This is a genomic window from Methylomonas sp. LW13 (genome assembly GCF_016865255.1).
Taxonomy (GTDB): Bacteria; Pseudomonadota; Gammaproteobacteria; order Methylococcales; family Methylomonadaceae; genus Methylomonas.
On record NZ_CP033381.1, the window covers coordinates 596,199 to 622,640 of the forward strand.

Genomic DNA, 26,442 nt, shown 5'->3' on the forward strand with positions numbered 1-26,442 from the left:
TGGCTGAATCGCGGTTAAAACGCGGTCGGCGGATTGGCGAAACGGTAAGTTTGTGAGGCGGCTTTTTTGGCGGCATTCATAGCGGCTTGTTTCAGCGCTTCGGTATTGTCGGCATGGTCAGGGCAGATGGCGATACCGATACGGCAATTGAGTTGGGCTGTGTCGTGTTCCAGCGTAAACGGTTCGGCGAGTTTTTCGATAATTAATTGCGCGACGCGCTCAGTGCTGTCGGTTTTTTCCAGCTCGGCAAGGATGACCGCAAATTCCGCACCATCCATTCGCGCCACCAAATCGGTTTCCCGCACATTCGCTAGTACGCGCTGCGCGGCTTCCTGCAAAATGCTGTCGCCTTGCGCATAACCAAAGCGTTCGTTAATGTCTTTGAAGTGCTCGATGTCCACCACCAGCAATGCCAAAAACCAGCCGCCGCGCTGCGCTTTTTTAATGTCTTGCTCCAGTCTGTCGTAAAACAGGCGGCGATTGCCAACACCCGTGAGCGGATCTAAATTAACCTGTTTCCACAGTTGTTCTTCACCGAGCTTACGCTGGGTGATGTCGAAAAACAGGCCAATACGCTTTAGCGGTAGTCCGTTGCGGTCGAAAATGGTGTTGATGTTGAGCTGCTCGACATAAAGTTCGCCGTTTTTACGTCGATTCCAGATTTCGCCCTGCCATTTCCCTTTGCTATTGATGATTTGCCACATGGATTGGAAAAAGCTATCGTCATGCCGGCCGGAGCCCAGAATCCGGGCGTTCTTGCCGATTATTTCTTCGGCGGAGTAACCGGTAATGCGACTGAATGCCGGGTTAATCGAGACGATAGTGGCATCCGCTTCGGTGATCATCATCGCTTCGCTGCAATTTTGGTAAAACAACATGCCCAATTGCCGATCTTCTTCAGCCAATTTGTATGCCGTGATGTCTTGCAGAATACCGGTCATACGCGGGCTATTGCCGAGTTGGTGGCAACCGGAGCCGCGAATCCAGCGGATTGCGCCGTCGATGCGGCGAATGCGGCATTCGAAATCCCAATTGCTGTGCGTGGTGCGAGCATGCTGGAAGCCGGCATTGACCATGTCGCGATGCTCCGGTGCCACATGGCCGAGAAAAGTATGATAGGTCCAATGCGGCAGCAGATGGCTGTAGCCGAAGATTTGGTCGTGTATGTCTGTGCGTTGCACCGAATAATCTTGTAAGTCCAGGTCCCAGGCGCCGGTATCGATGGTTTCCAATGCAAAACTCAAGCGGGCTTCACTTTGTTGCAAGGCCTGGTTGATTTGTTGTTGATGGAATAAAGTCAGGGCTAGCGGTATGCCCACACTAGCGAGGATGAACAGGTAAAACCAGATGTTTAGCAGGCCGCTTTGCAGGTGTGTGGTGGCGAATGCGCCCAACTGATGCTGCAAACCCCACAAGGATTGAATGGCGGTCATTGTCACCAAAAGCAACACGCCGTGACGGCCGAATCTGACCGCCGCCCAAACCACGAACAGGAAGGCCCAATAAGTTTCGCCATAAGCGCTCAGCAGGTTGGGAAACCAGCTTAAAAACACCGCTTGGCCGCTCAAAAAACTCGTTGCTATGAAGGCCAGCGTTTCCAACGCGCGTTTGGGGGCAAACCAGTCTTTCGGCCAGTGTCGCCAGATCAGAATCAAGGGCGTGACCAAGGCGATTCCGAATACATCGGCCATCCACCAGTGCAGCATACTGGGCAGCAGGGCTTCGGCAGGCAGATATTTGCTTAAAAATAAAGTCATGGGGCCGATCAGTGCGCTGAAGCAGGCGGCGATGATGCCTGTCAACGTCAGCCAGGCAAAATCTCGAGGATGCCGCAGCGATAACGAAAAGCTTGGGTTGCCGAGCAGCAGCCAGGCGCCAAGCCAGGATTCCAGGATATTGCCGGTAGCGATGCTGGCGGAGATTAGCCAGGAGTCGCCGACCAGCATGCCGGCAAGAAACGCGCCGATGAACACGCCCGGCCAATAGCGCTTACCGCCCAACAGAAAGGTGGCCATCCCCAGGCCGGCTGGAAACCAAACCAGCGTGACATTGCCGTTGTCGGAAAAAAAAGCCAATACCAGTTTGGCCAACATGGCGTAGAGCAGGGCGATACCGACTATTTTTAGTCCAACGATAATGCGCGGAGTAAAGCCCATGAGGTTTTGGAATGTGTGCTTGTAAGTTGAAAAGTGTATATCAGTAGTCGGTATTCTCCAGTTTTTCACTCTGGTTTTAATGCGAATCGGTCGAGAAAATCGCAGACAAGCAAGCGGATAACTCTATAATTGCCCGCATTTTTGAGCTTGACCGAGGAGTGGGGATGATTTCCGAAACGGTTGTTGAGTTATCGCGGGCGCAGTTTGCGCTGCATGCGGTGCAATATTTTTTATTCGTTCCGTTGACGCTGGGTTTGTCGCTATTGTTGGCGGGCATGGAATCCTGGTTTGTCATCAGCGGGCAGGGCGTTTACCAACGCCTCACGCAGTTCTGGGGAAAGTTGTTCGCCATCGGTTTTGGCTTGAGCATGGTTGCTTCGCTGGCGATGGCCTGTCAATTCGGGACCCATTGGTCGTATTTCTCGCATTATGTCGGCGATGTGTTTGCCATACCCTTGTTACTGGGTTTTGCCGGTCTGTTTATAGCCGCCAATGGGCTGGGCTGGTTTTTATTTGGCTGGCAGCGCTTGGGCAAGTGGTCGCATCTTGTGGTGACTTGGTTAATCGCTATCGGCTGCCACTTGAGTTTGTTTGGCTTTCTGATTGCCAGCGGCTGGATGCAAAATCCGGTGGGTGCGGAATTAAATCCCCAAACCCTACGGCTGGAGTTGTTCGATTTATCGCTGGTACTGGGCAATCCGCTGGCTTGGGCGAAAATTGTGCATAGTCTGCTGGCCAGTTATGTGGTGACCGCCGGCTTTATGTTGGCTATCAGCGCTTACTATTTACTCAAGCAGCGCGAAATCGAACTGGCGCAACGTTCTTACCGCATCGCCGCGGCTTTTGGTTTGGTGACTGTGATTGCCACCATGGCGATAGGCGATGTCAGCATTTATGGCGCGGGTGCGATGCAGCATAACAAGCTGGCGGCCATTAACGGTCTGCCCAATGATGCGACGCTGGAGCAAAATCGCCGGCGCATCGCTAACGGCGTAAAAGCTTATGCCTTGCTGCAGGAATTGCGCGACGACAAAAAGGAGCCGGAATTACTGGCGGCGTTTGCCGCCGCCAAAGTCGATTTGGGCTATGCCTTGTTGTTGAAGCGTTGGCGGGAGAGCGTGACCGATGCCACCCCGGCGCAGATAGAACAGGCTGTGCGCGCCAGCGTGCCGGCTACCGCGCCATTGTATTGGGGATATAGATCGATGATTGCGACTGGCGTTTTGCTGGTACTGCTGTTTTTAGCGGCGAATGCCTCTAGCATTCTCGGTTGGCGCCATGCCTGGTTATTTAAAACCAGTCTTTATGCCTTACCGTTGCCTTGGCTGGCGAGTGCCAGCGGCTGGTTTATCTCGGAGTTCGGCCGGCAGCCCTGGTTGGTTGCCGATATGCTGCCCACCTGGCAAGGTGTGTCCACGCTGACTGTCGCCGATCTAGCAGTCAGCCTAGCGGCTTACGGTTTGGCATATACCGGGCTGCTGGCGTTGGCTGTGATGTTAACTTTAAAATTTATCGCGCAGGGCAGTGTAGAAGTGTTGCCGTTTAACCAGGAGCCAAGTCATGTTGTTTGATTATGAAATGCTGCGCTTGGTCTGTTGGGGCGTGTTGGGCTTGTTTGTCGTGGGTTTTGTGCTGAGCAGCGGTATCGAGATCGGCGTCAGCATGTTGTTACCGTTTTTGCATGCCTCCGAAGCGCAGCGCGCCGAGCTGGTTGCCAGATTGGCGCCAACCAGCGCCGGCAATCAGGTCTGGCTATTGGCAACCATCGGTGTGTTGTTTGCCGGCTGGCCAACAGTGTATGCGGCGACGTTTGCCAGTTTTCAGCCTTTGCTGTTGTTGACGGTGTTATCGCTGTTCGTGCGGCCTTTGGGTTGGTATTGCAGAGCTAGCGTGACTCGTGAAGACTGGCTAAAAAAATGGGATAAAGCCCTATTTATTAGTGGCTTGCTGCCGGCGGCGCTGTTGGGGGTGATGGCCGGCAATCTATTGAAAGGTGTGCCGTTTCATTTGGCTAGCGATATGCACATTGCTTTTCTGGGCAGTTTTTCCGGGCTGTTCAGTCCGTTTGCCTCGCTGGTCGGTGCTACCTGCGTGGCATTATTGACAGTGCATGGCGCGATTTACCTGCAAACGCATACCCAAGACGCGCTTTATCAGCGCAGTAAAGCCTTGGCGATGTCCGGCGGCCTGGCTTTTTTGGTGTTGTTTGCGCTGGCGGGCGGCTGGATTACCCATCTGGAAGGCTATCATGTCACTACCGACATCATGCCTAGTGGCGTTTCCAATCCCTTGACTAAATTCGTGAAGCGCGGCGACGGCTTGTGGTTGGACAATTACGAACACGAACCGGCCTTATGGGCGTTGCCCGCTCTAGCCTTTGTCTGCGGCATAGCCGCGTTGGTGTTGTCCCGTCTGGATAGAGCGTATTGGGCGTTGCTGGCTAGTGCCGTGATGGTGGTGATGGTGATTTTAACCATGGGAGTGTCCTTGTTTCCGTTCTTGGCGCCGTCCAATATCTCTTTAAATAGTTCTTTGACTATTTGGGATGCCAGCGCCAGTCTGACGACCTTGAGCGCGCTGCTGTGCCTGACGGGAGTAATGCTGCCGCTGATGGCGATTGCCACGCGCGGCCTTTATAAAATATTACCTTGAGTGCGGCTAGGGGTGTTTCGGAGGCAATGCATGCATCGAGACTTCCTTAACCGGCGTAACTCTGCTAAAACCTAGTTTCCTAACAACTATAATTAATAAAGGTAGGCGCATCATGAAGAAAATCCTTAACCACACCCTGATCGGCATTCTGGCGTTTATACCGGTTATGGTGATTGTACAAATCGTGTTGTTCGTGAAAGACCGACTTACCGATTTGTTTCAATTCGTTTACGGTTATTCCGATAATTATCTGGTGACATTTCTGTTGTTTGCCGCCAGTTTCGCGACCATTACCTATGTGGGGAGTCGGGTCAGCCTGGGCCGGTTTTCCATCATCGCGATGTTCGAACACCTGATCGAGCGCATCCCGCTGTTAAGTACGATTTACCGGGTGACCAAGAAACTGGTGAACATGATTGCCGGCCATCAATTGCAAGAGCCGCGCGAAGTGGTGTACATCGAATATCCAAAGGAGGGCATTTGGGTACCTGCCTACGTAACCAACAAGACCGACGACCGTTATGTGTTGTTTGTGCCGACTTCGCCTAATCCTACTTCAGGGTTTGCGGTGATTGTTCACGAATCGAAAGTGGTTAAATCGGACATGAGCATCGAGCAAGTGACCAGCTTTATCATCAGCGTCGGCGCCGATTTCGAAAAAGTCTCGGAAATCGCCAAATTGCCTAAGTAAATTCGCCCGTCTGTTGCAGCGATGACCTTTTCGCTGCAACAAAATCCCTTTTCGGCTTGATGCCGTATCAGCTAACCGGACTGCCATGCACGATCCAAGCTATTTACTCGCCGAAGCGCTCGGCAATCGACTAAACACCCTGAGTCTACGTCTGGCTTTGGCGGAATCCTGCACCGGAGGCGGTATTGCCAAGGCAATTACCGATGTGCCGGGCAGTTCCGGATGGTTTGATCGGGGTTTTGTCACCTACAGCAACGATGCCAAGATCGATATGCTGGGTGTCAAACCGGAGACTTTGGCGAGAGTGGGGGCGGTTAGCGAGGAGACTGCTTTGGAAATGGTGGCGGGCACTTTGACCAATAGCCTGGCCGATCTGGCTTTGGCCGTCACCGGTATTGCCGGGCCGGACGGCGGCACGCCGGTAAAGCCGGTCGGAACCGTATTTATCGCCTGGCAAATGCGCGGCGCTAAAGGCGCTTGTTTGCAGAAACAATTCAGCGGCGACCGGCAGTCGATACGCCAGCAGGCAACGCTGTTTTGCTTGCAGCAACTTTTACACATGCTGGAAAACGCCTAATCCCGGCGATTTTTATTTCTTCGACAGCGTCTGATCCAGGTATTTTCAAGAGCTGTTCTGTAAATAGCCTGGGTTCAATCCGGAGTCGGAATAAGGCTTGATCGGCCAAAAAGCTTTTAACTCCGGCTCACAAGTTACGTTAAAATGTCGCTTCTTTTGCTTGCGGATGTTGTCGCCATGTTGAAAAAATTCCTGCTTTCCACGGCTGTTTTCTTAGCGCTAACTGCTTGCGCTACTAGCCCTACCGGCCGCTCCCAGTTTATCTACATGTCCGATAATCAGGTCGATCAAATGGGCTTGCAATCCTTCAGCGACATGAAAAGCAAAAACCCTATTACGCAAAACCCACGCTACAGTCAATTTGCTAGCTGTGTGGCGCAAGCCATTACCCAACAAACCGGCGGGCAATGGGAAGTGGTGGTGTTTGAAGATGAAACCCTGAATGCGTTTGCATTGCCTGGCAACAAAATTGGTGTACATACCGGTCTGATCAATCTGGTCGACAATCAAGATCAACTGGCGGCGGTGATAGGTCACGAGGTAGGCCACGTCCTGGCGCGCCACAGTAATGAGCGTTTGTCGCAGGAAACCGCGGTCAGCACCGGATTATCGATGGTGCAAGCCGTGTCGCAGCCGCAAACCGCATTGGGGCAAACTGCGCTGGGCTTATTAGGCGTTGGTGCCCAATACGGTGTCATTCTGCCGTTCAGCCGGGTGCATGAAACCGAAGCCGATACCATCGGTTTGGATTTAATGGCCAAAGCGGGATTTGATCCGCGGCAGAGCGTGAATTTGTGGTTGAAAATGGATAAGGCTGCGCAGGGCGGCCAACCTATCGAATTTATGTCCACCCATCCATCGCACGGTAGCCGCATCGAGAACTTGAATCAGCATATGAATCAAGCGTTGCAGATGCAGCAACAAGCCCGAAACAATGGCAGACAACCGCATTGCAGCAAATAATGAATCCGCATTTATCGCAATTACATCCGTATCCGTTTGAAAAACTGGCTACGCTGAAACAAGGCATTACGCCGCCGGCCGACAAAGCGCATATTGCTTTGTCGATTGGCGAACCGAAACACGCCACCCCGCATTTTATCCAGGAGGCCTTGCTAAGGCACTTGCACGGTTTGACCCAATATCCCACCACCAAAGGTTTGCCTGAGTTGCGCCAGGCCATTGCCGACTGGACCTGCCGCAGGTTTGGGATTCCGACCGGCGGTGTGGATGCCGAAACCCAGGTATTGCCGGTCAACGGCACTCGCGAGGCTTTGTTCTCCTTGGTGCAGGCGGTGATTGATCCGGCAGAGAAGCCGGTGGTAATCATGCCCAATCCGTTTTATCAGATCTACGAAGGCGCGGCCTTGTTGGCTGGCGCCGAGCCGTATTATCTGAATACCGTGGAAGCCGATGGTTATTTGCCGGATTTCGACAGCGTGCCGGAGGCGATTTGGCAACGCTGCCAACTGATGTTTATTTGCTCGCCGGGCAATCCAACCGGCACGGTGCTGACACCAGCCGATCATCTGAAATTATTGGCTTTTGCCGAAAAGTACGATTTTGTGATTGCCTCGGACGAATGCTACACCGAACTGTACGACGACGAGGCCCATCCGCCGCAAGGCTTGCTGCAAAGCGCTTATCAGGCCGGCATTACCGATTTCAAACGCTGCGTGATTTTCCAAAGTCTGTCCAAGCGTTCCAATGCGCCGGGTTTGCGTTCCGGCTTTGTCGCCGGCGACGCCGAGGTGTTGAAACAGTATTTTAAATACCGCACCTACCACGGCTGCCCGATGCCGGTGCCGACCCAGCACGCCAGCATCGCCGCCTGGAACGACGAAGAGCACGTCAAGCATAACCGCCAGTTGTACCGAGACAAATTCAGCGCATTTATCGAAATTTTGCAGGATGTGTGCGAGACCAGCCGGCCGCCGGCCAGCTTTTACACTTGGCTCAAGACGCCAATCTCGGATACGGAGTTTGCGCGTGAGTTGTTTGCCCAGCAAAACATTACGGTGTTGCCTGGTAGTTACCTTTCTCGCGAGAGCGGCGGCATCAATCCCGGCGCCAATCATGTGCGGATAGCCCTGGTCGCGCCTATTGAAGAGTGTGTAGAAGCCGCGCAACGGATTAAAGCATTTCTCAATGAAAACAAGCCGTAGGAATTTCCCCTCTTTGAAAAAGAGGGGCTAGGGGAGATTTTTAGATAAATCCCCCTCGATCCCCCTTTTACAAAGGGGGAAGAAACCCAGACCCTTTTTTAAAACCATTCCAAGAAGTGAAGCCATGTCAAACCTGGAAAACATCATCAACGACGCCTTTGAAAACCGCGCCGAAATCAGCTCGTCCACCGTCTCAACCGAAGTGCGTAACGCGGTTGCCGAAGCCTTGAATATGCTTGATAAAGGCGAAGCTCGCGTCGCCGAGAAAAAAGACGGCGATTGGGTCACCAATCAATGGCTGAAAAAAGCGGTGCTGCTGTCGTTTCGCATCAATGAAAACAAAGTCATCGAAAGCGGCGACGTGCGCTATTACGACAAGGTGCCGACCAAATTCGGCCAGTACAGCGAAGCCGACTTTGCTCAAGCCGGCGTCCGCGTGGTGCCCAACGCAGTAGCCCGTTACGGTTCTTACATAGCGCCGGGCGCGATCCTGATGCCGTCATACGTCAACATCGGCGCTTACGTCGATAGCGGCACCATGGTCGACACCTGGGTAACGGTCGGTTCCTGCGCGCAAATCGGTAAAAACGTGCATTTGTCCGGCGGCGTCGGCATCGGTGGCGTATTGGAGCCTCTGCAAGCCAACCCCACCATCATCGGTGACAACTGCTTCATCGGCGCCCGCTCGGAAATCGTGGAAGGCGTGATCGTCGAAGACAACTGTGTGGTATCGATGGGCGTCTACATCGGCCAAAGCACCAAAATCTTCAACCGCATGACCGGCGAAATCAGCTACGGTCGCATTCCAGCCGGTTCCGTGGTCGTCTCCGGCAACTTGCCCAGCAAAGATGGTAGCCACAGCCTGTATTGCGCGGTGATTATCAAGCAAGTGGACGAGAAAACTCGCAGCAAAACCGGGATTAATGAGTTGTTGCGGGATTGAATTTAGCGTCAGAACGGTAAGCTGGGTAGCGCGGAAGTGAAACCCAGCCACGGTCAAAAACGGAAGGATTGAGAGATGCTCAAAAAAACTAGAATGATTGTAGGTTTAGTTATCTCGTCGCTCGCTTTGGTGTCGATGTCTTTAGCCGCCAACGCAAGTAACGAATATGCGGAAAGCAGCATAGGTGATTTCAATTCCGGCCAATTGTTTACCTTGCAGGATACGAACAATATCTTTAAGGGCACCCATGGCTGGTCTGACGAAGGTAACTTCGATGGTTTCCGGTTTGTCGTTCAAGAAGGTCGGCAAGCCATCATAGATTTTAACTATTCCTTTATAGGGCTTGCGGCGAATGAAGCCCAAGCTTGGGTTTGGGATCTCAGTTCGTTACCGGCCGGAACTTCCGCTTGCACTCCGCAAGCCGGTTTAGCTGACAGCTGTTCTTTCGTATTCGGTTCTCAGCACATCACTAGCCAAATCTTCGAGTCGCAAGCAGGTTTTGCCAATCCGTCTTCCTGGAATTTTGTCAACTTCGATCAACTCAGGTTAACTGCTGGAACTTATCTTTTGGCCGATAATTTTCGCTTTGATAACTTAAGTGCAAGCCAAACAATTACTGGGGTGTTTTCTTATTCCATCAATATTCAACAGACCCCGGTCCCATTGCCTGCGTCGGTGTTGTTGTTCGGAACTTTTTTTTGGATGCCGCCACTGTTTCGCCGATTGACCATGTAGCCTTGATCGAACGAAGCGGAATATGGGGAGAAGGTCTGTCCGCTTCGTACCTACAAATTCAATAACTAACCCGCAAATCTCACTCTCTCCGCCCGAATCGTAAACACCATTACCAACTCCTCATCCTGTTGCAAGGTCAGCGGCGTCGGCAGGCCGTCCGGGCCGGGTTGTTTGCCGATGATAGGCTCGATACAGACATACTCGGCTTTTTTGTCGCTCCAAATGCCAAACGCCAATGCCAGGCTTGCCGACAATGGCGAGATGTCGCAAGTCATTGTGACCACGTAATCTGCTGTGCTTAACTGGATCGGCGCCGCTGGCGAGTTGGCGTGATGTACTCTCAAGCTATCGTGCGGGAGCGTTGCAACTTCGATCTGCGTGTCCGCAATATCGATAAAACTGTTGGGCGAAATCGAAAAATAGGGGTGAAAGCCGGGGCGTACCAAGGCGGTTTCCGACACCGCGCGAATGCGGGTGCTGACGGTCAGGGTTTTGCTGTTTGCTTCCGTCTGCTCCTGCCAATCGGTAATTACCTCGATGCTGCCCCAGTTAGTTTCGTCAGGCGCCGTGAGGTTTTTTTGGTGAGGTAGATCAGTCTCGCAAGGCGTTATGCGGTATTCGCCGTGTTTAAGCGCGAAAGGCGGCGATAATTCTTCAAAATTGGGTATGCACAGGTACACACCGCCGCGCGAACCGCCGTCGGCTTTGTCGTGTAAGGGGTGGATAATATGAATGTCGTCTAACTGCCAATTGACTAGGGTGCCTGTGTCGGTGAATTTCATGAGGGAAAATGTATCCTGTGCTGGAATGGTTTTACGGTATTGGGTATGGCTATATTTGAGTGAGTTTGCAGGGGCCGCGATGCGGCATAAGTTGCAAGTCTGCGGTCATGGGTCTCAAAAATAAGTGCCTTGAGGGCTATTGTAAACAACGGGGCAGGGAATATGGGGGATTTCAGGTTGCCTTGATGATGTTTCTGTAACCGGTCGCTGCCGATAGACTCAGGATTGTCGAATTTTCGACTGTCATAAAATTAAGCTGTAACCTTGTTTTATCCAGGTCGAGACGATGCAAACAACCGATATTTTTTCCTTGAAAAGTCACGCCGGCGAATATCAAGATTGGCCATTGCAGACCCAATTACTGATAAATGGCTTGCCGAGCTCGTCTTATGTGCCCGGCTATCGGCTTTTACATCAATTTCAAACTCCCGCGCATGAATACCTGTTAATTTGCGATTGGGATTGCCCCTTTGAAGAAGCGACAGAGATAATCTTGCTGGATAGCCAGTTCAACGTGCTGGCGGTGCGTTCGTTTGGCGTGCCCTACGGCTCTTTCTGGCTGGACGAGGTGTGGGTGTTGGACGATGCCAACCTCAAGCTTAGGTTTTTTCGAGATGAGGATTGGCAAGTGACTATCACGCCGCAAAACGTCCCTTGCCTGCATTTTTCAAGCAGAAGCTGGCTGCCGGTGTTTCGAACGCGGATACAGTTAAAACGGCTTTAAGCGAATAGATCGACCGGACGCGGTCTGCCGCTCAGGTTTGTGCGGCTATGCAGCCCTAGGTAGGAATTTTCCGAACCAACCGATGTAATTGCAAATGTAGCTGGTAAGCTGGTCCTGAGAATCGAAACGGGAGTATGCCCGGCGGAAAATAGCCGATCAGGGAAAGTATGACGGCGCGCCAGGGAGTTTTAACGCATGGCAAGGATGAGCGGCTATGCGTTACAATGCGGGCATAAGTTCCAAGGAGGCAACACAGCATGAATGCGAACCCTTTCGATACGCTGCCTACGCGCAGTTGATTTAATTGCCGCCAGTTGCCGGCCCCGTTTTTCTCTTCAATCCTAACCTGCGAGCACACCATGCCAGAAAATATTTCCAATAATGCCCTAATCCTCGCCCTGTTATCTCTGAACGGCGAGATCGCTATTCAAAAAGACTACCTGGAATCCGATGAAATTCCGGAAGACGAGGTAGCCGATGAGGAAGAAGTGCTGGACGATTTGGAGCAGGCTTTCATGGAGTTTGTGGACGTTTACAAAGCGCGTGCCCACGCCGATAAAACCTTGCCTAGCCTGGAAGAATTGTTGGCCGGCGAAGAAGGCTAATAATCCATGTTGGTAATGTACGGCATCAAGAACTGCGATAGCGTTAAAAAGGCGCGCACTTGGCTGGAAGCGCGGCAGATTGCCTACCGCTTCCACGACTATCGAATCGATGGCCTGGATGCGGGTTTGCTGCAACGCTTTGTCGATGCGCTGGGCCTGGATGCCGTGCTGAACCAACGCAGTACCAGTTGGCGCCAGTTAGATGACGCGCAAAAATCCGATTTAACCCCAGACAAAGCCGTGCAACTGATGTTGGCGGTGCCGACCCTGATCAAGCGCCCGATTCTGGATGATGGACAGCAACTGATCGTTGGCTTCAATCCCGATCAGTACCCTACCGAATAATGAGCGAAACCCTTTCTTTGCTAGAAGCGTTGATTCGTCGCGAATCAGTCACCCCCCACGACGCCGGTTGTCAGGATTTGCTGGCGCAGCGCTTGACCAAGCTTGGCTTTACTGACGAACGCCTGAATTTTGCCGATACCCAAAACCTCTGGTTGCGAAAAGGGCAACAGGCGCCGCTGTTTGTGTTCTTAGGGCATACCGACGTGGTGCCGACCGGGCCTTTGGCGGCGTGGGATTCCCCGCCGTTCGAACCGACCATCCGCGATGGCAAACTCTATGGCCGTGGTGCCGCGGATATGAAAGGCGGCATTGCCGCGTTTGTCACAGCCGTCGAGCGTTTCCTGGCCGAGTATCCCGAACATAAAGGCTCGATAGCGATCATGATGACCAGCGATGAGGAGGGCATAGCCACCCACGGTGTGGTCAAGGTGGTCGAAGTGCTGGAGCAGCGCGGCGAAAAGATCGACTGGTGCTTGGTCGGCGAGCCGTCCAGCGACAAGAAAATCGGCGACGTGATTCGGGTCGGGCGGCGCGGTTCCTTGTGCGCCAAACTGACGGTGCTGGGTATCCAAGGCCATGTGGCTTATCCGGAACTGGCGGAAAATCCGATTCATACTTTCGCGCCGGCCTTGAAAGAATTGACCGAAGAAGTGTGGGATCACGGCAACCAATTCTTTCCGCCGACCCGCTTGCAGGTGTCGAACATCAACGGCGGCACGGGTGCGGAAAACATCATTCCCGGCCAGGTGGAAGTGCAGTTCAATCTGCGGTTTTGCACGGAGCTGGACGAAGCGACCATCAAGGCCCGTACCCAGGCAATTTTGGACAGACACGGCTTTAAATACGATCTGCAATGGCGCTTGTCCGGCAATCCATTCCTGACCTCGCAAGGCGAATTAATCGACGCCACGCATGCCGCGATTGAAAGCGTCTGCGGCTTTCAAACTTTGGACGATACCGGCGGCGGCACCTCCGACGGCCGTTTCATCGCCCCGACTGGCGCACAAGTGATTGAGTTGGGGCCTTTGAATGCCAGTATTCATAAGGTCAACGAGCACATTGGCCTGGACGAGCTGGAAGTTTTAAGCCGAATTTACCAACAGATTTTGGTCAATTTACTGGCGCATTAAGCAGGTTCTTAAAATACAGGCACTCCCGCTTCTGCGGGAGCCCAACTGCCTAAACAGGGTTCGCACCGGGCCCGCGTAAACAATTGTCTTCTCCCAGTCGTCACCCCTCGGCCTCTAATGCTTTGCCCAAGCCGCTGGCAAGTTAGAGAAACGCCGGCCCATGATTGAGCTATGCCGAAGCGCTCAAGGGATTATCTTCAAGCAGTGATTGCCGAAGGTTTGATCCGGAATTTCGCCGGATACTAATCGCAACGACCACGCTATACTTTTAAGCCTAGATTGTGGCGCAAGCTTGGCCGACGGTCTGAAACGGAATATTCCGATATCAACAGGGGAAAGCATGACTACTAGCCCTGCTCCACAAAAGTTATTGGCGCGCTACCGGCATTACTATCCGGCTCTCCTGATTTTGCTGATTTCGCTGTCCGCCTTGTTTGTGGCTTGGCAAGATCTGAATTGGCGCTATCAACAGCGCTTACAGGAATATTTCGATTTTGAAACCCAACGCCTTACCAGCGACATCAGCAAACGTATGGCTTTGCATGGTCAAACACTACGTAGCGCCGCCGGCTTGTTTGCCGCAAGCTATGAGGTTACCCGCGAGGACTGGCGTGCTTTTGTTGAAATGCTGGAGTTGGATCGCAGCCATCCGGGGGTGCAAGGCGTGGGCTATACGGTCTGGATTCCCGCCGGACAGCTCGAACAGCATATTGCCGATATTCGCCGCCAGGGCTTTCCTGACTATGTAGTTAATCCGTTAGAGCCGCGCAGCGAATATTCCAGCATTATCTACTTGGAGCCGTTCAGCGGCCGCAATCTCCGCGCCTTTGGCTACGATATGTACTCTGAACCGATTCGGCGCAAAGCGATGGAGCGCGCGCGGGACAACGGCGAGTTGGCCTATACCGGTAAGTTGGTTCTAATCCAGGAAACCAAGGCCGATTTACAAGCCGGGATGTTGGCGTATTTTCCGGTGTATCGCAACGGCAGCATCCCACAAACCTTAGAGCAGCGCCGTTCCGCGCTACTGGGCTGGGTATACATTCCTTATCGCATGAATGACTTGCTGAAAGCTATCCTGGGACAGGATTTATTGGCCTTGCGCCTGGAAATTTTTGATCAGGACGATCTCAGTGCCGAGGGCCTGCTTTTCGATAGTCAGGCCAGCTTGGTGCCGGCAGCGTTTAAAACCGATGCCGGTGCCATGACTCGCATACAGCGTCTGGATTTGGGCGGACATTTTTGGACCTTGCGTTACAGTGCCATGCCAGCCTTCAGTAAGACCGCCAGATTCGAGCCGCCCTGGGTTGAAGTATTGGCGTTGGTGCTGATCAGCTTTTTGCTGTTTTTTATTACCTGGGCCTATATCAATGCACGCCGAAACGCGGCGATTGCGCTGCAATTGACCGAGTCGTTACGGCAAAGCGAAAGCCGGTTCCGCAGCTTGTTCGAAAACTCGCCGGTGGCCTATCTGGCAATGGATAGACAAGGTAATTTGTTGGATGTCAATCCGCAATTGTGTGCGCTGCTGGACTACGACGTTGATGAACTGATAGGCCGCAAACTGTTTGAGTTCATTTCGCCGGAAACCGGACAGGATTTTCGGCTAAAACTGCACCTGCTGAATCACTACGGTTTGCTGGAATGCGAATTGTCGCTGCTGACAAAATTGGGTCATATGTTGACCGTGATTCTGGACGGCCGCTTGCAGGGCGATAAGGCCCGACCTGCCGTTATTCATTGCATTTTGACCAATATTACCGAGCGCAAGCGCGCCGAAGATAAATTGCAATTGGCGGCCCGGGTGTTTAGCGATGCGCATGAAGGTATCACCATTACCGATGCGGCCGGCAATATTATCGATGCCAACCCGACTTTTTGCGCGATAACCGGCTATGCCCGCGAGGAAGTGATCGGCCGCAATCATAGTATTTTGCAGTCGGGAAAACACGATGCGCAATTCTATAAAGACTTGTGGCAAACCCTGCAAACCGAGGGTTGCTGGCAAGGTGAGATATGGAATCGCAAGAAAAGCGGCGAGTTATATGTCGAATTGCTGACGATCTCGGCCATGCGCAACCGCACCGGTGAAATTCTGAATTATGTCGGTTTGTTTTCCGACATCACCCAAGCCAAACTTCAGCAGCAGGAACTGGAACGCTTGGCGCATCACGATCCGTTGACGCAATTGCCTAACCGTATCTTGTTCAACGATAGATTTTGTCAGGCTTTGGCGCGCTGTAAACGCGACAGTACCTTATTGGGTGTCGTGTATATGGATCTGGACGGGTTCAAACAGGTCAACGACCAGTTCGGCCACGAGGCTGGCGATACATTGCTGATCGAGGTGGCTAAGCGGATAAAGGCCAATTTGCGCGAGGACGACACGGTGTGCCGATTAGGCGGTGACGAATTTGCCTTATTGATGGGCGGTCTGGAATCCAAACCGCAGTGTGAGCAAGCCTTGCTGCGTGTTCATCAGGCGATTTCCCAGCCCTACTATATCGGCGGGCAAACCGCGAAAATTGGCGTCAGTAGCGGTATTACCTTATGTCCGCTGGATGTGGGTACGCCGGATTGCTTACTCAGTCACGCCGATCAGGCCATGTATCTTGCCAAACAGCAGGGCCGCGGCTGCTATGAATTTTTTCAGCCCGGTTGAGTCTGCTTAGCAAGCGTTTAATTTTTCAACTAAATAAGAGGAGATACCTATGCGTTGCCATCAAGTCGATTATCAGATTATCGGTCATGACATCCAAATGGTCGAAGTCGAGCTCGACCCCAAAGAAACCGTGATCGCCGAAGCGGGGGCGATGACGTATCTGGAGCAGGATATAGACTTCGAAGCCAAGATGGGCGACGGTTCCGGTGGGGTGATGGATAAGCTGTTTGGTATCGGCAAACGCATGCTCACCGGCGAGTCGGTATTTTTGACCCATTTCACCAATCACGGTGCGCAAAAACGCCGGGTGGCCTTTGCCGCGCCTTTTCCGGGCTCAATCGCGGCATTGAATATGGCTGAATTGGGTGAAGAAGTGATTTGCCAGAAATCGGCGTTTTTAGCGGCGGCTTACGGCACCCAAGTGGATATCGCTTTCAACAAACGTCTGGGTAGCGGCTTTTTCGGTGGCGAAGGTTTTATTCTGCAACGTCTGCGCGGTGACGGCATGGCCTTTATCCACGCCGGCGGCACGGTGATCCGTAAGGAATTGCGTAACGAAACCTTGCGTCTGGATACCGGCTGTCTGGTGGCGTTCAGCGGCGACATCGATTACAACATTGGCATGAGTGGCGGCTTGAAAAGCATGCTGTTCGGCGGTGAGGGCTTGTTTCTGGCGACGCTGACAGGCACCGGTTCGGTGTGGATCCAGAGCATGCCGTTTTCACGCTTGGCGGAGCGGGTGTTAAGCCAATATAAGCCAACTATCGGTCAAGATAGCCAGTAGCGGCGGTCAAGAGCTAAAGCAAGCCATGTTCGGCAAACGAAAAGGGCTGGCCGTCGCCGACGATGAAATGGTCCAGTACGCGGATGTCGAACAGGCCCAAGGCCTGTTTGAGTTTGTCGGTAATTTGCCGGTCGGCTTGGCTGGGTTCGTTGATGCCGGACGGATGATTGTGAGCAAATATGACCGCTGCCGCATGATGAAATAAGGCCCTTTTTGCCACTTCGCGCGGATAGACGCTGGCACCGTCGATGGTGCCGCGAAACAGCTCTTCCCATTGAATCACCCGATGCTGGTTGTCCAGAAACAGGCAGGCGAACACTTCGAAACTGTAGCTACGCAATTGGGCGCTGAGATAGGCGCGCGTGATGTCCGGGCTGGTCAAGGCGCTGCCGCGTTGCAATATCTCGGCGAAATGGCGGCGGGCCATTTCCAGTACGGCTTGTAATTGGGCGTATTTTGCATCGCCTAAACCGTTGCTCCGGCAAAAGCGTTGTTGATCGGCGCCGAGCAGCGCCTGCAAGGAGCCGTATTCGCTCAACAAATCGCGGGCCATATCCACCGCCGACTTGCCGGGTGTGCCGGTACGCAGAAAAATCGCCAGTAGCTCGGCGTCCGTCAGCGCGGTAGCGCCACGCTGCAAGAGTTTTTCACGGGGTCGCTCGTCTGTGGGCCAATTCTTGATGCTCATCAACTCCTCCCGGCCGTTAATAATTGATTTTAAGCATAGAAGAAGCAGAAGGAGTTTGCCATGAAGCAAACTGAAAAGATTAAATGGCTAATTGCGCCGAGACTTTAGGTGCGCTGCACGCAAAGTTAGCGATGAAGGGAATGTTTGCAAGGCGTTGGCATGCTTGCCGCAGCTTGGCGAAAGACTCCTTTCGCCAAGCGAATTCAATAGCAGAGCTTACTGCAAAATGCCCAATCAGGAACTAGCCAGCAAGCCCAGCGCACTCAAACTAGGTAAAAAGAAATAACTGCCGCCTCGTGTCGTCACAAATTGCTGAAATCCGCAAACCCGCCGCCGCAATGGTTCATCCTGAATCGTAAAGTTGCGATTTTCCACTACGCCGCTACCAATCAATGGATCGTCTTCGTCGTACAAACCGGCGAATTTCACGCTGTTGATCCAGGTGTGTTGCACAAATTCGAACTGGCGTTCGATATTGGCGTTTAAGCAGATGAACAAAAGACCGCGCTCTTTGCCGTCGTCTTTAGCCGGAGTTTCCAGGAAGTTGCCGTAGCTGCGGCCGCGGCGCAGGATGCGGTGGCGGTTGGCGACTTTCAAGGCTTCTTCTGCGGTGGCACCCAAGCCGACTGCTCTGGGATTGGCCCTACGAATGTGCGAACCCAGCGGACAGCCGGTGCCGTGCGGGTCTTTGGTGAAATTGAAGCTGTTATCAACCTTATTCGGATCGCTGTCCTGATTAGGCTCCACCACCGCGCCGCTTTTCCAGCGGCCGACGAATTTGGCGGCTAGATAATCGGCAGTGATACCTTGCCGCGCGGCTTCGTCCTCCATGAATTGCCAGAACGCGCCGACATCCTGTTTCAATTGCCGCAACACCAGATAAGTACCATTTTTACCGAACGCTTCACCGGCACTACCCAATTGCGGCATTTTGGTGAGTTTGCCGTCGTATTGGTTGGGATAACCCAGCAAAAACTCGCCGGTAGCGATTTCGCCGGTGCCGCTGGTGGTCGGGAAGCCGTCTACGACGGGGTCGGAAATGCCGTCGGCAAAACCGAAATGCTCCAAGGTAAAGCCGTTGGCGTCCTGTTTTTTCTCGCCGGCATCCAGGCGTTGCACGATGCTCAAGCCGGCGCCTTTAAAGGCTTTTTCATGATATTTCTGGCTGGCGTTGTGGATGGCGTCGTTTTTGGAGAACAGCATAAACAACAGGTCCACCCGTTTTTGGCCGCTGCCCCAATCCCAGGCGCTGGGATCGTTGATGCCGCGGTCGCCCAGCAGCGCGGAACGATGTTCGGAATCCATGCCTTCCCGGAAGGACAGTTCGAAGCTGTAAAGGCTGTCTTTATCCAGGTTGAGCTGTTCGAAACCGGAATAACTGATCGCCAGGTTGATACGGTTTTCAGTTTCATCGGTCGGTTTGTCCGCGCCATGGCTGATTTGGTTTTGATCGACCAGATTTTTCAGCCAAGGTTTCGTTTTGCCGGCATCGTCGATTTTTAACAGGTAATAACTACAGTGGGCCATATGTTTGTTATAGCCGCTAAATACGATGCCTTGTACGTCGTCTAATTTATCGATGGTGGTCATTGTGGGAGTCCTTTTATAAGCATCTCAGCCAAGCAGCCAGATTGGTCGTGGAAAACAAGCCTTCGTGTATCGCCCGGTTATTGGCGACATTTTTCACGGACAAATCGATGTAGGCGCTATACCAAACCAACTCGGCAAGCTGGCTGTTTCTGGCGAAATTTTTGAAGCGCTGCTCGTCGCGGGAGCCGCCGCGCAAGGCCAGCCATTGGGTATCCGGAAAGCCCCGGTCCTTGCCTAATTGCGTGTTGCTCCAAACGGCGGTCAAGCCGACGCTGGCGTGGTCGATGAATTCGCCCAGGTAGTTTTCCCAGCTACCGTCGTAATTGCTCATGAACAACAGGCGTTTATTGCCGGGCAGAATCACCCAGCGGGCAAAATGGATAGTGACGATGCCGCTGAGGTCGCCTTTGGTGGCCACCAGTTTGGCTACCAAATTGATGCCGGCCAGCACTATTTTCAGGGTGGTCAACCGAAACCAGCCGGGTTTGATTTCGATGACGCTGGTCAGATGGTTTTGTAATTGCCGGTCTTCCACGCGCTGGATGGCTTGCATCTGTTCGGAGACTGCCCAGGGTTTGTCGTCCTGCTTATCGCGCATTTCGTTCCAGCGCAACAGCACGGCGAATGCGACGCCGGCTATCAGCGCCAGTACCGCCAAAAACTCCACCAGCGGCCCGAATATCCCGAAAAAACCGCCTACCAATAAAATCCCCAGCGCTGCTAATAAGCCGTTGAAGATCATTTGTCCGGCGCTGTTTAAAAACGGTTGCGGGGTGGGTTTGTTGATGGCGCCTAGATGCTTGACGATGTCGGCGTGAATTTCGGCCGGTTGCTTGGCCGCCAGTTCCGCGCGATTGGCGTCGATATAGGCTTCGATGCGTTGACGGATTTGTTGTTGCTCGTAAATCGCATTACGGGTCTGGCCGGGGTGGGCGACGTAAAAGGCATTGGCGCCATAGTCGTTCTTTAACAAATACTCAGCCAGTTGGCTGGCGTTGTTGCTCGGATAGTCCTTGCAGCAGCTATAAACGGTATTCACAAACTCCGGATTGCCAGCAATCAGGTCGTTGATAAATTGCTTCACCTCGCCGTCGATATTGGCTTCAAACGCTAGCAGGGCGGGCTCGCCGGTATCGACCTCGGAGGGATGTTTGCCGGGAATGACGAAAAAAGTGCAATAGTGCAGCTGTTGATAATTGGAAAATTTAATCACCGGATTGTTTTTAATATCCGTGCCTATCGGCGCCAGATACGCTTCCAGCTTTTGCAGCTGGTCCGGCAATATTTCCGTGATAACGGTCATGGGGTTTTGTTGCATACACACGTCCTCTTGAAATTATTATCGTGCTGGTAAAAAGTTACCGATCAAAGCTCAGGACAAATTGATCGGGAAACGGTCCGTCGTACAAAATGCCGCTATTTATTTTTAAGTTGTTCAAACGTAGCAAACTGGCTACCAAAGTTGGAATCTGGATACGATTGATATATTCACCAAAACAGCGGTGCATGCCGTCGCCAAAATGCATATACCGATCCAACGCGCGATCGTCACGCACGCTGAAAGGCTCCGGCCAGGCGCTGTCGTCGAACATCGCCGAGGCGGTAAAGGCGAAGACTTCGGTGCCGGGCGGAATCTTCACGCCGGCAATCTCCGCGCCGTTTTTACAATGCCGGCGCATGGCCGCCGCCATGGTGTTGAAACGGAACACGTCGAAGCACAAATGCAATAGCTTGTCTTCGTCATCGACCACCTGTTTGGCACGTTGCAATACATCGGGCTTGCTAAGCAATTGCTCGACAATCAAGGTAGTAGCCATCGAGGTGGTATCCAAAGCACCAACAATCAAGCCGGAGATGTTGCGGCGGATACCGTCGTCGTCCAGATCGTGCTCGCCGTCCATGCCCATTTTGATGAGCCGCGACAGAAAATCTTCAAACTGCTCGCCTTGCTGGATGCGCTGCCGGCGCTCGGCAATCAAATTCAACAGATACGGCCCCATCTCATGAAAGGACTGCTCGGCGGTGATTTGAATGCTGCGCTGGTTACTTAGATTCAAAAACAGGTCGTGAAACAGTGAGCGCATCCAACGCATCATCGTCACTTCGTCCGGCCCTGGCACCCCCAGGTAATCGCGAATAAAACGCCGCGCCACTGGTCGGGTTAATTGCGACACCATGTCGATGCGGCCTACCGGCAACGCAGCCTGGATCATGTCATCGCAATGCTGGCGGACGATGCGGCGAATCAATTGGTCTTCGCCGGGCTTGATCACTCGGCGCAGCGCACCTTGCTCTTTGCTGTAGGTTTCGGAACGATCCATCCCTAAAAAGAATGGCCCGTTCAGGCGTTGCATATTGGGCGCGTTGATCTCGGCAATCGTAAACTCGGTGTCGCGCGCCAGCGTTTCGCGGACATCGCTGTCACGAGTCACCAAAGCGCGTTTGCCCAGGACCAGTACCGGTTTATGTTTTCGTAACAATCCGAATAGCCAACGTTGCACCGTGGCGCCGGTCAGCATTGCAACGCCGCGAGCCAGGTAATAACTGACGATATTTTGCGGCGTGGTGGACGTAGGATGATAGTCCAGAGCGGGTGCCGGCGTGGGCCGGTGCTCGCGGTACATTTTCAAGGCCAGGGCGCCGGTGGGGGTAGCTGCCAATTGCTCGACAAAAGCCTGGTATGCAGCCGGTAATTCTGCTTTGCTAGGCTGTACGCCGCCGAATTGGGCCGGCAACAGCACTGGTGCAGACAGTGCTGCCAGACAATAATCAGCGATGCTGGGCTGGTTGCCCAGCAAATAGGTTCTGCCGTCGGCTAGCAGAGTGTCCAGCTCCGCAAAGATCGCCTCGATTTGTTGTTTGCAGGGTTCGACTTGGCCGGGATCGGCAGGTAGGGATTTTTCCATGGCTTGAGCCAATATCGGATAAGCGCGTTCGGCTAACCATTTTTGCCAGGCTGGCACCCGCTGCTGCCAGAAAGACAGCACGGTTTCTTTGTGTGGCAGCAACATCGCATAGCCGTAATTGCGTGTCGCCAAGCCTAATTTGTCCACCAGCAAGGCCAGCAAGCGTTCGGTCTCCGCCAAGCCTTTCTCATCGCGCGGATACAGCCGCAGTTCGGCGGGCAAACGGGCGTCGATGTATTGCAGCGATTCGTGCATGGTACATAAGGTTGCTTCGCTGGTGATCAGCACCGGCATGGCTTTAGCATCGGCACCCGCCAACAAGAAGGAGGGTAAATGCAGCATCGGCACGCTGCCTTCTTCCCGGTACGGTACCCCGCCGTAATCGAGCATCCAGCGGACTAATTCGCTGATATGGGATACAGGAATCGTTAATAAACGATTCAGTTGTTTGGATTTGGCTCCACGCCGCGTACTGCCGGGTTTGATCATGATTCCCTCCTCTTGCTTGCTATTGTTATAGTTTTTAATGCTATAGCTGGCATACACCGATGACTGTTTAGTCATGTCGGCTTGAATGGCATGTTGGTATGCGCGCTGGGTAAAACAGCTTGTCGGTCTGCTGACTTATGCCGTTATCGGCTGCCAAGCACTTGTTAACCCATCCGCGAATCAAGCGCCGAGCTTTAACGGAGTATCAATAATAGATCAATCGTAACTAATTGAAATAAAAAGCGAAAGATAAAATGTTGCTTAGCAACAACCGTGCCTAAATGCGAAGCACGTCACAAAACGCGCTGGGCGGCGCCCGCCTGGTACCTAGCAAACGGAAAGCTTCTCTGTCGCCGGAATCCGCTGCAAATCTTCCGATTCTTTCTCTGCGGGCCTTAATCAGATTGTCATTTGCTGCTGCCTATAATCCCGGCCTCTTCACAACGCTTAGGAGCAGTCACAATGCAATTCATAAAGCCAACCAAACTGGCATTGGCAATAGCCGGCTTGTTAGCGCTGAACGCGCCGGTATTTGCGGAAACCGTTGACGTACCGCAAATGGAGCAAGGTATTCAGATCGGCGATTTAGCGCCTGGACGTGCTATCGTTTGGAGCCGGGCGGATCGGCCGGCGCGGATGATGCTGAAATATGCTTATAACCCGCAGTTTAAGGACGCGATTAGTGTCCGCGGCCCCTATGCATTGGCCGAAACCGACTTTACCGCGCGCCAGGGCTTGACCGGGTTAGCTGATGGCAAAGACGTCTATGTGAAAGTCTGGTTTGAAGATTTGACTAATGCTCGCGGCAAAAGCGCACCGGTGGTCGGACATTTCCATACTATCGGTAAGCGCGACGACATCCGCTTCGTTTGGGGCGGCGACACCGCTGGTCAAGGCTGGGGTATCAACGAAAGCTTTGGCGGCATGAAAATCTACGAAGCCATGCGCCAAGTCCAGCCGCAGTTTTTCATTCAAAGCGGTGACAACGTGTATTCCGACGGCCCGATTCCGGAGAGTAAGCTGGCCGAGAACGGCCAGCTTTGGACTAACGTGGTCACGCCGGAAGTGAGCAAAGTCGCTGAAACCTTGGACGAGTTCCGTGGCCGCTACAAATACAATCTGTTAGACGAAAACGTCCGCCGCTTCAATGCCGAAGTGCCGCAAATTTGGCAGTGGGACGACCATGAGGTGGTGAATAACTGGTCAGATTCCAAAGACCTGAGCGCCGATCCGCGCTACACCGAAAAAAATATACCGACGCTAATTGCCCGCGCCACTAAAGCCTTCCTGGAATATGCACCTCTGCGTCCGCACGATGCCGAAGAATCCGAGCGGATTTATCGCAAAATTTCCTACGGCAAACTATTGGACGTGTTCGTACTGGATATGCGCAGCTATCGCGGCCCGAATACCGCTAATCTGCAATCTCAAGAAAATGCCGAAACCGCTTTCCTCGGTGCCGAGCAAATGGCTTGGCTGCAGGACGAGTTGAAGCACTCTAAAGCCACCTGGAAAGTCATCTCCGCCGACATGCCGATTGGTTTGAATATCGGCGACGGTAACACGGCCCAAGGCCAGGCGCGTTGGGAAGCTGTAGCTAATGGCAATGATGGGCCGGCAGCGGGTCGGGAACTGGAAATGGCTCGTTTGTTGAGTTTTATCAAGCATGAGCAAATCAACAACCTGGTTTGGCTGACTGCCGATGTCCATTATGCCGCCGCGCATTATTATGATCCTGCCAAAGCGGCATCCAAAGACTTCGCGCCGTTCTGGGAGTTCGTCGCGGGTCCGTTAAATGCCGGTTCCTTCGGGCCCAACAGTACCGACGGTACATTCGGTCCGCAAGTGGTTTTCTCCAAAGCGCCGCCAGCCGGTCAAGCCAATCTGTCGCCTTACGCCGGCTTGCAATTTTTTGGCGAAGTGAATATCGACAAGAAAAGCCGCACCATGACGGTGGATTTTAAGGACATCGACGGCGCTGTGGTCTTCAGTAAAACTCTGGCGGCGGAAGCCGAGCGTGAACGCGAGCACGATCATAACGACCGCGATCACGACTAAAGCCAAGTGGCCGGGACGGTATGTGCCGCCCGGCCATTTCTCTGGTTAAGCCATTTAACTTCAAGCAAAATAAGGACTCTATTCATGTTGAAACCCACGTTATTGACTATGGCCATGCTGGCTGCAATCGGTGCGCAAAACAGTGCCCAGGCGCTGCCGCACAGTGAACATCACGAACACGCCAGTGCCGGCCCGCTGGTCATCGGCCATCGCGGCGCGTCCGGCTATCGTCCCGAACATACGCTGGCTGGCTATGCACTGGCGATTGAATTGGGTGCGGATTTTATCGAACCCGACCTGGTGCTGACCAAGGACGGCCAAATGATTGCCCGCCACGAACCGATGATAGGCGGCACCACCGATGTGGCCAATCATCCGGAGTTTGCTGATCGCAAAACCACTCGCATGGTGGATGGCGTGGCCGTGACCGATTGGTTTGCCAGCGACTTTACCTTGAAAGAAATCAAAACGCTGCGCGCCATCCAAACCCGTGGCCGGGACAATTCATATGACGGTGAGTTTGAAATCCCGACTTTGAACGAAGTGATCGCGCTGGCCAAGCAGCAAAGCGCAAAAACCGGTCGCCGGATTGGCATCTACCCTGAAATCAAACATTCGACTTATCACGCCGAACTGCAGAATGCTAAGGGTAAGCCGCTATTTGGCAAGCATTTCTTCGAAGACAAACTGTTAAAAAAACTGCATAAGGAATATGGCAACAGTGCCTGCGCGCCGGTGTTTATCCAGTCTTTCGAAGTCAGCAATCTGCAATATTTAAGCCGCAAGACCAACATCAAATTGGTACAACTGATCGATGCTGACGACGTCAATGCGGACGGCTCACTATCGCTGGTTGCACCTTACCAACAGCCTTATGACTTTGTGGTAAAAGGCGATCAACGTACTTTTGCCGATTTGCTGAGCAACGACGGTCTGGATTTTGTTAAATCCTATGCGGATGCAATTGGTCCTTGGAAGCCGTATTTGGTAAAAACGGTGGCCGACGGTGTGGACCGTGACGGCGACGGCACTATCACGATCAACGACCGCCGGGTAGAAGGCAGTACCGGCGTGGTGGAAATGGCCCACGACAAAGGCTTGCTGGTGCACACCTGGACTTTCCGCAACGATGCCAGTGGCTACGGCTTTGCTGATCCGCAGCAGGAAATGACGTATTACTTTGATTTGGGTGTGGATGGCTTGTTTACCGACTTTGCCGACACCGGGGTTGCGGCACGTGATGCCTTGGTGCACGGGGATGGCACGCAGGCTGGAGAATGTTGCAGATTGGAGTGGAGTCACCTAGGGAGTCATCGTTAGCGCTAGTCGATGATTGTCATTATGTTCTGCAAGCTCCATGGCTTGCGGAGCATCGCCTTGGTGTTAGGCGAACAAGCGCCGGAACGAGTTGTACTTTAATTATTGTACGTTAGCGGCGAGCTTGTTCCGGCGGATGGTGGTAGTCATTAGTTGGCCTAGTGTGCCGTGCCCGGGCATAACCTCTTCCCCGAAAGGTTAACTACGCATGGCAAAGCGTATATGATTTGGATAGCTGGCAAGTTTGTCGGTGTCACGTGATGCCGGCTTGGAGTGGCTAGAATTCTTGATCAGCACGCAACGAATTTGGCCTTCTCTGGGTTGATTCATCGAATCCACCCAGAGAAGGCCAATGTCCAGCACCCCATCATGCTACGACTGTGGTATTTTAGCCGCCCTCTATTTCGTCGCGGTTCGGCGGCTTTCAACACAGGATTACTCGC

The 26,442-nt window shown here is 53.1% G+C and carries 22 protein-coding genes; 16 read left to right on the forward strand and 6 right to left on the reverse strand.

The features are described 5' to 3' along the window. Positions 1–14: 14 nt before the first annotated feature. Positions 15–2,156: an MASE1 domain-containing protein gene (locus JL719_RS02675; protein ID WP_051669760.1), complete on the reverse strand. Its 2,142-nt coding sequence runs from the start codon at positions 2,154–2,156 to the stop codon at positions 15–17. A 164-nt stretch (positions 2,157–2,320) separates the two neighbouring features. On the opposite strand from JL719_RS02675, the gene JL719_RS02680 reads away from it, so the two are divergent. From JL719_RS02680 to JL719_RS02715, 8 genes are all read left to right on the forward strand, one after another. Then, the gene (locus JL719_RS02680; protein ID WP_033155878.1) at positions 2,321–3,727 is read left to right on the forward strand and encodes a cytochrome ubiquinol oxidase subunit I; all 1,407 of its coding nucleotides are present in this window, start codon (positions 2,321–2,323) and stop codon (positions 3,725–3,727) included. Then, complete coding sequence (gene cydB / locus JL719_RS02685; protein ID WP_051669762.1) at positions 3,717–4,808, forward strand: cytochrome d ubiquinol oxidase subunit II; 1,092 nt, start codon at positions 3,717–3,719, stop codon at positions 4,806–4,808. The genes JL719_RS02680 and cydB overlap by 11 nt, the downstream gene beginning before the upstream one ends. Positions 4,809–4,920: 112 nt before the next feature. After that, complete coding sequence (locus JL719_RS02690) at positions 4,921–5,499, forward strand: DUF502 domain-containing protein (protein ID WP_033155879.1); 579 nt, start codon at positions 4,921–4,923, stop codon at positions 5,497–5,499. Positions 5,500–5,584: 85 nt separating this feature from the next. Further along, entirely contained in the window at positions 5,585–6,076 is a 492-nt protein-coding gene (locus tag JL719_RS02695; RefSeq protein ID WP_033155880.1) for a CinA family protein, read from the forward strand. 267 nt (positions 6,077–6,343) lie between these two features. Continuing rightward, positions 6,344–7,039, forward strand: a complete 696-nt coding sequence (locus JL719_RS02700) for a M48 family metallopeptidase (protein ID WP_503428542.1) — start codon at positions 6,344–6,346, stop codon at positions 7,037–7,039. Next, entirely contained in the window at positions 7,039–8,241 is a 1,203-nt protein-coding gene (dapC, locus tag JL719_RS02705) for a succinyldiaminopimelate transaminase (RefSeq protein WP_033155881.1), read from the forward strand. The genes JL719_RS02700 and dapC overlap by 1 nt, the downstream gene beginning before the upstream one ends. Before the next feature lie 124 nt (positions 8,242–8,365). Beyond that, positions 8,366–9,184, forward strand: coding sequence for a 2,3,4,5-tetrahydropyridine-2,6-dicarboxylate N-succinyltransferase (dapD, locus tag JL719_RS02710; RefSeq protein WP_033155882.1), 819 nt, complete (start codon positions 8,366–8,368; stop codon positions 9,182–9,184). Between the two features lie 75 nt (positions 9,185–9,259). After that, a complete protein-coding gene (locus tag JL719_RS02715; RefSeq protein ID WP_033155883.1) occupies positions 9,260–9,919 on the forward strand; it encodes a hypothetical protein in 660 nt (219 codons plus the stop codon). A gap of 65 nt (positions 9,920–9,984) precedes the next feature. On the opposite strand, the gene JL719_RS02720 is transcribed toward JL719_RS02715, so the two are convergent. After that, a complete protein-coding gene (locus tag JL719_RS02720) occupies positions 9,985–10,701 on the reverse strand; it encodes an aldose epimerase family protein (protein ID WP_033155884.1) in 717 nt (238 codons plus the stop codon). 286 nt (positions 10,702–10,987) lie between these two features. On the opposite strand from JL719_RS02720, the gene JL719_RS02725 reads away from it, so the two are divergent. The 6 genes from JL719_RS02725 (at position 10,988) to JL719_RS02750 (ending at position 16,951) form a co-directional block, all read left to right on the forward strand. After that, positions 10,988–11,425, forward strand: a complete 438-nt coding sequence (locus tag JL719_RS02725; RefSeq protein WP_051669764.1) for a hypothetical protein — start codon at positions 10,988–10,990, stop codon at positions 11,423–11,425. 359 nt (positions 11,426–11,784) lie between these two features. Next, entirely contained in the window at positions 11,785–12,030 is a 246-nt protein-coding gene (locus tag JL719_RS02730; RefSeq protein WP_033155885.1) for a hypothetical protein, read from the forward strand. 6 nt (positions 12,031–12,036) lie between these two features. Then, positions 12,037–12,375: an ArsC family reductase gene (locus JL719_RS02735; RefSeq protein WP_033155886.1), complete on the forward strand. Its 339-nt coding sequence runs from the start codon at positions 12,037–12,039 to the stop codon at positions 12,373–12,375. Then, positions 12,375–13,505 (forward strand): succinyl-diaminopimelate desuccinylase, encoded by a 1,131-nt coding sequence (dapE, locus tag JL719_RS02740; RefSeq protein ID WP_033155887.1) that lies wholly within the window; start codon positions 12,375–12,377, stop codon positions 13,503–13,505. The genes JL719_RS02735 and dapE overlap by 1 nt, the downstream gene beginning before the upstream one ends. Positions 13,506–13,845: 340 nt before the next feature. Next, positions 13,846–16,167 (forward strand): sensor domain-containing diguanylate cyclase, encoded by a 2,322-nt coding sequence (locus JL719_RS02745; protein WP_051669766.1) that lies wholly within the window; start codon positions 13,846–13,848, stop codon positions 16,165–16,167. Positions 16,168–16,216: 49 nt separating this feature from the next. Beyond that, positions 16,217–16,951 carry a TIGR00266 family protein gene (locus JL719_RS02750; protein WP_033155888.1) on the forward strand — a complete coding sequence of 245 codons (735 nt, stop codon included), beginning with the start codon at positions 16,217–16,219 and terminating at the stop codon, positions 16,949–16,951. A gap of 13 nt (positions 16,952–16,964) precedes the next feature. Here the strand turns inward: JL719_RS02750 and radC are convergent, their stop codons facing one another. From radC to JL719_RS02770, 4 genes are all read right to left on the reverse strand, one after another. Next, positions 16,965–17,639 (reverse strand): RadC family protein, encoded by a 675-nt coding sequence (gene radC, locus JL719_RS02755; protein ID WP_033155889.1) that lies wholly within the window; start codon positions 17,637–17,639, stop codon positions 16,965–16,967. Positions 17,640–17,873: 234 nt separating this feature from the next. Beyond that, complete coding sequence (locus JL719_RS02760; protein ID WP_051669768.1) at positions 17,874–19,229, reverse strand: Dyp-type peroxidase; 1,356 nt, start codon at positions 19,227–19,229, stop codon at positions 17,874–17,876. Between the two features lie 13 nt (positions 19,230–19,242). Then, entirely contained in the window at positions 19,243–20,547 is a 1,305-nt protein-coding gene (locus tag JL719_RS02765) for a hypothetical protein (RefSeq protein WP_051669770.1), read from the reverse strand. A 40-nt stretch (positions 20,548–20,587) separates the two neighbouring features. After that, complete coding sequence (locus tag JL719_RS02770) at positions 20,588–22,624, reverse strand: cytochrome P450 (protein ID WP_165385911.1); 2,037 nt, start codon at positions 22,622–22,624, stop codon at positions 20,588–20,590. 462 nt (positions 22,625–23,086) lie between these two features. On the opposite strand from JL719_RS02770, the gene JL719_RS02775 reads away from it, so the two are divergent. Both JL719_RS02775 and JL719_RS02780 read left to right on the forward strand, forming a co-directional pair. After that, positions 23,087–24,682: an alkaline phosphatase D family protein gene (locus JL719_RS02775; protein WP_033155891.1), complete on the forward strand. Its 1,596-nt coding sequence runs from the start codon at positions 23,087–23,089 to the stop codon at positions 24,680–24,682. Between the two features lie 84 nt (positions 24,683–24,766). Then, entirely contained in the window at positions 24,767–26,002 is a 1,236-nt protein-coding gene (locus JL719_RS02780) for a glycerophosphodiester phosphodiesterase (RefSeq protein ID WP_051669772.1), read from the forward strand. The last annotated feature ends 440 nt before the right edge of the window (positions 26,003–26,442 follow it).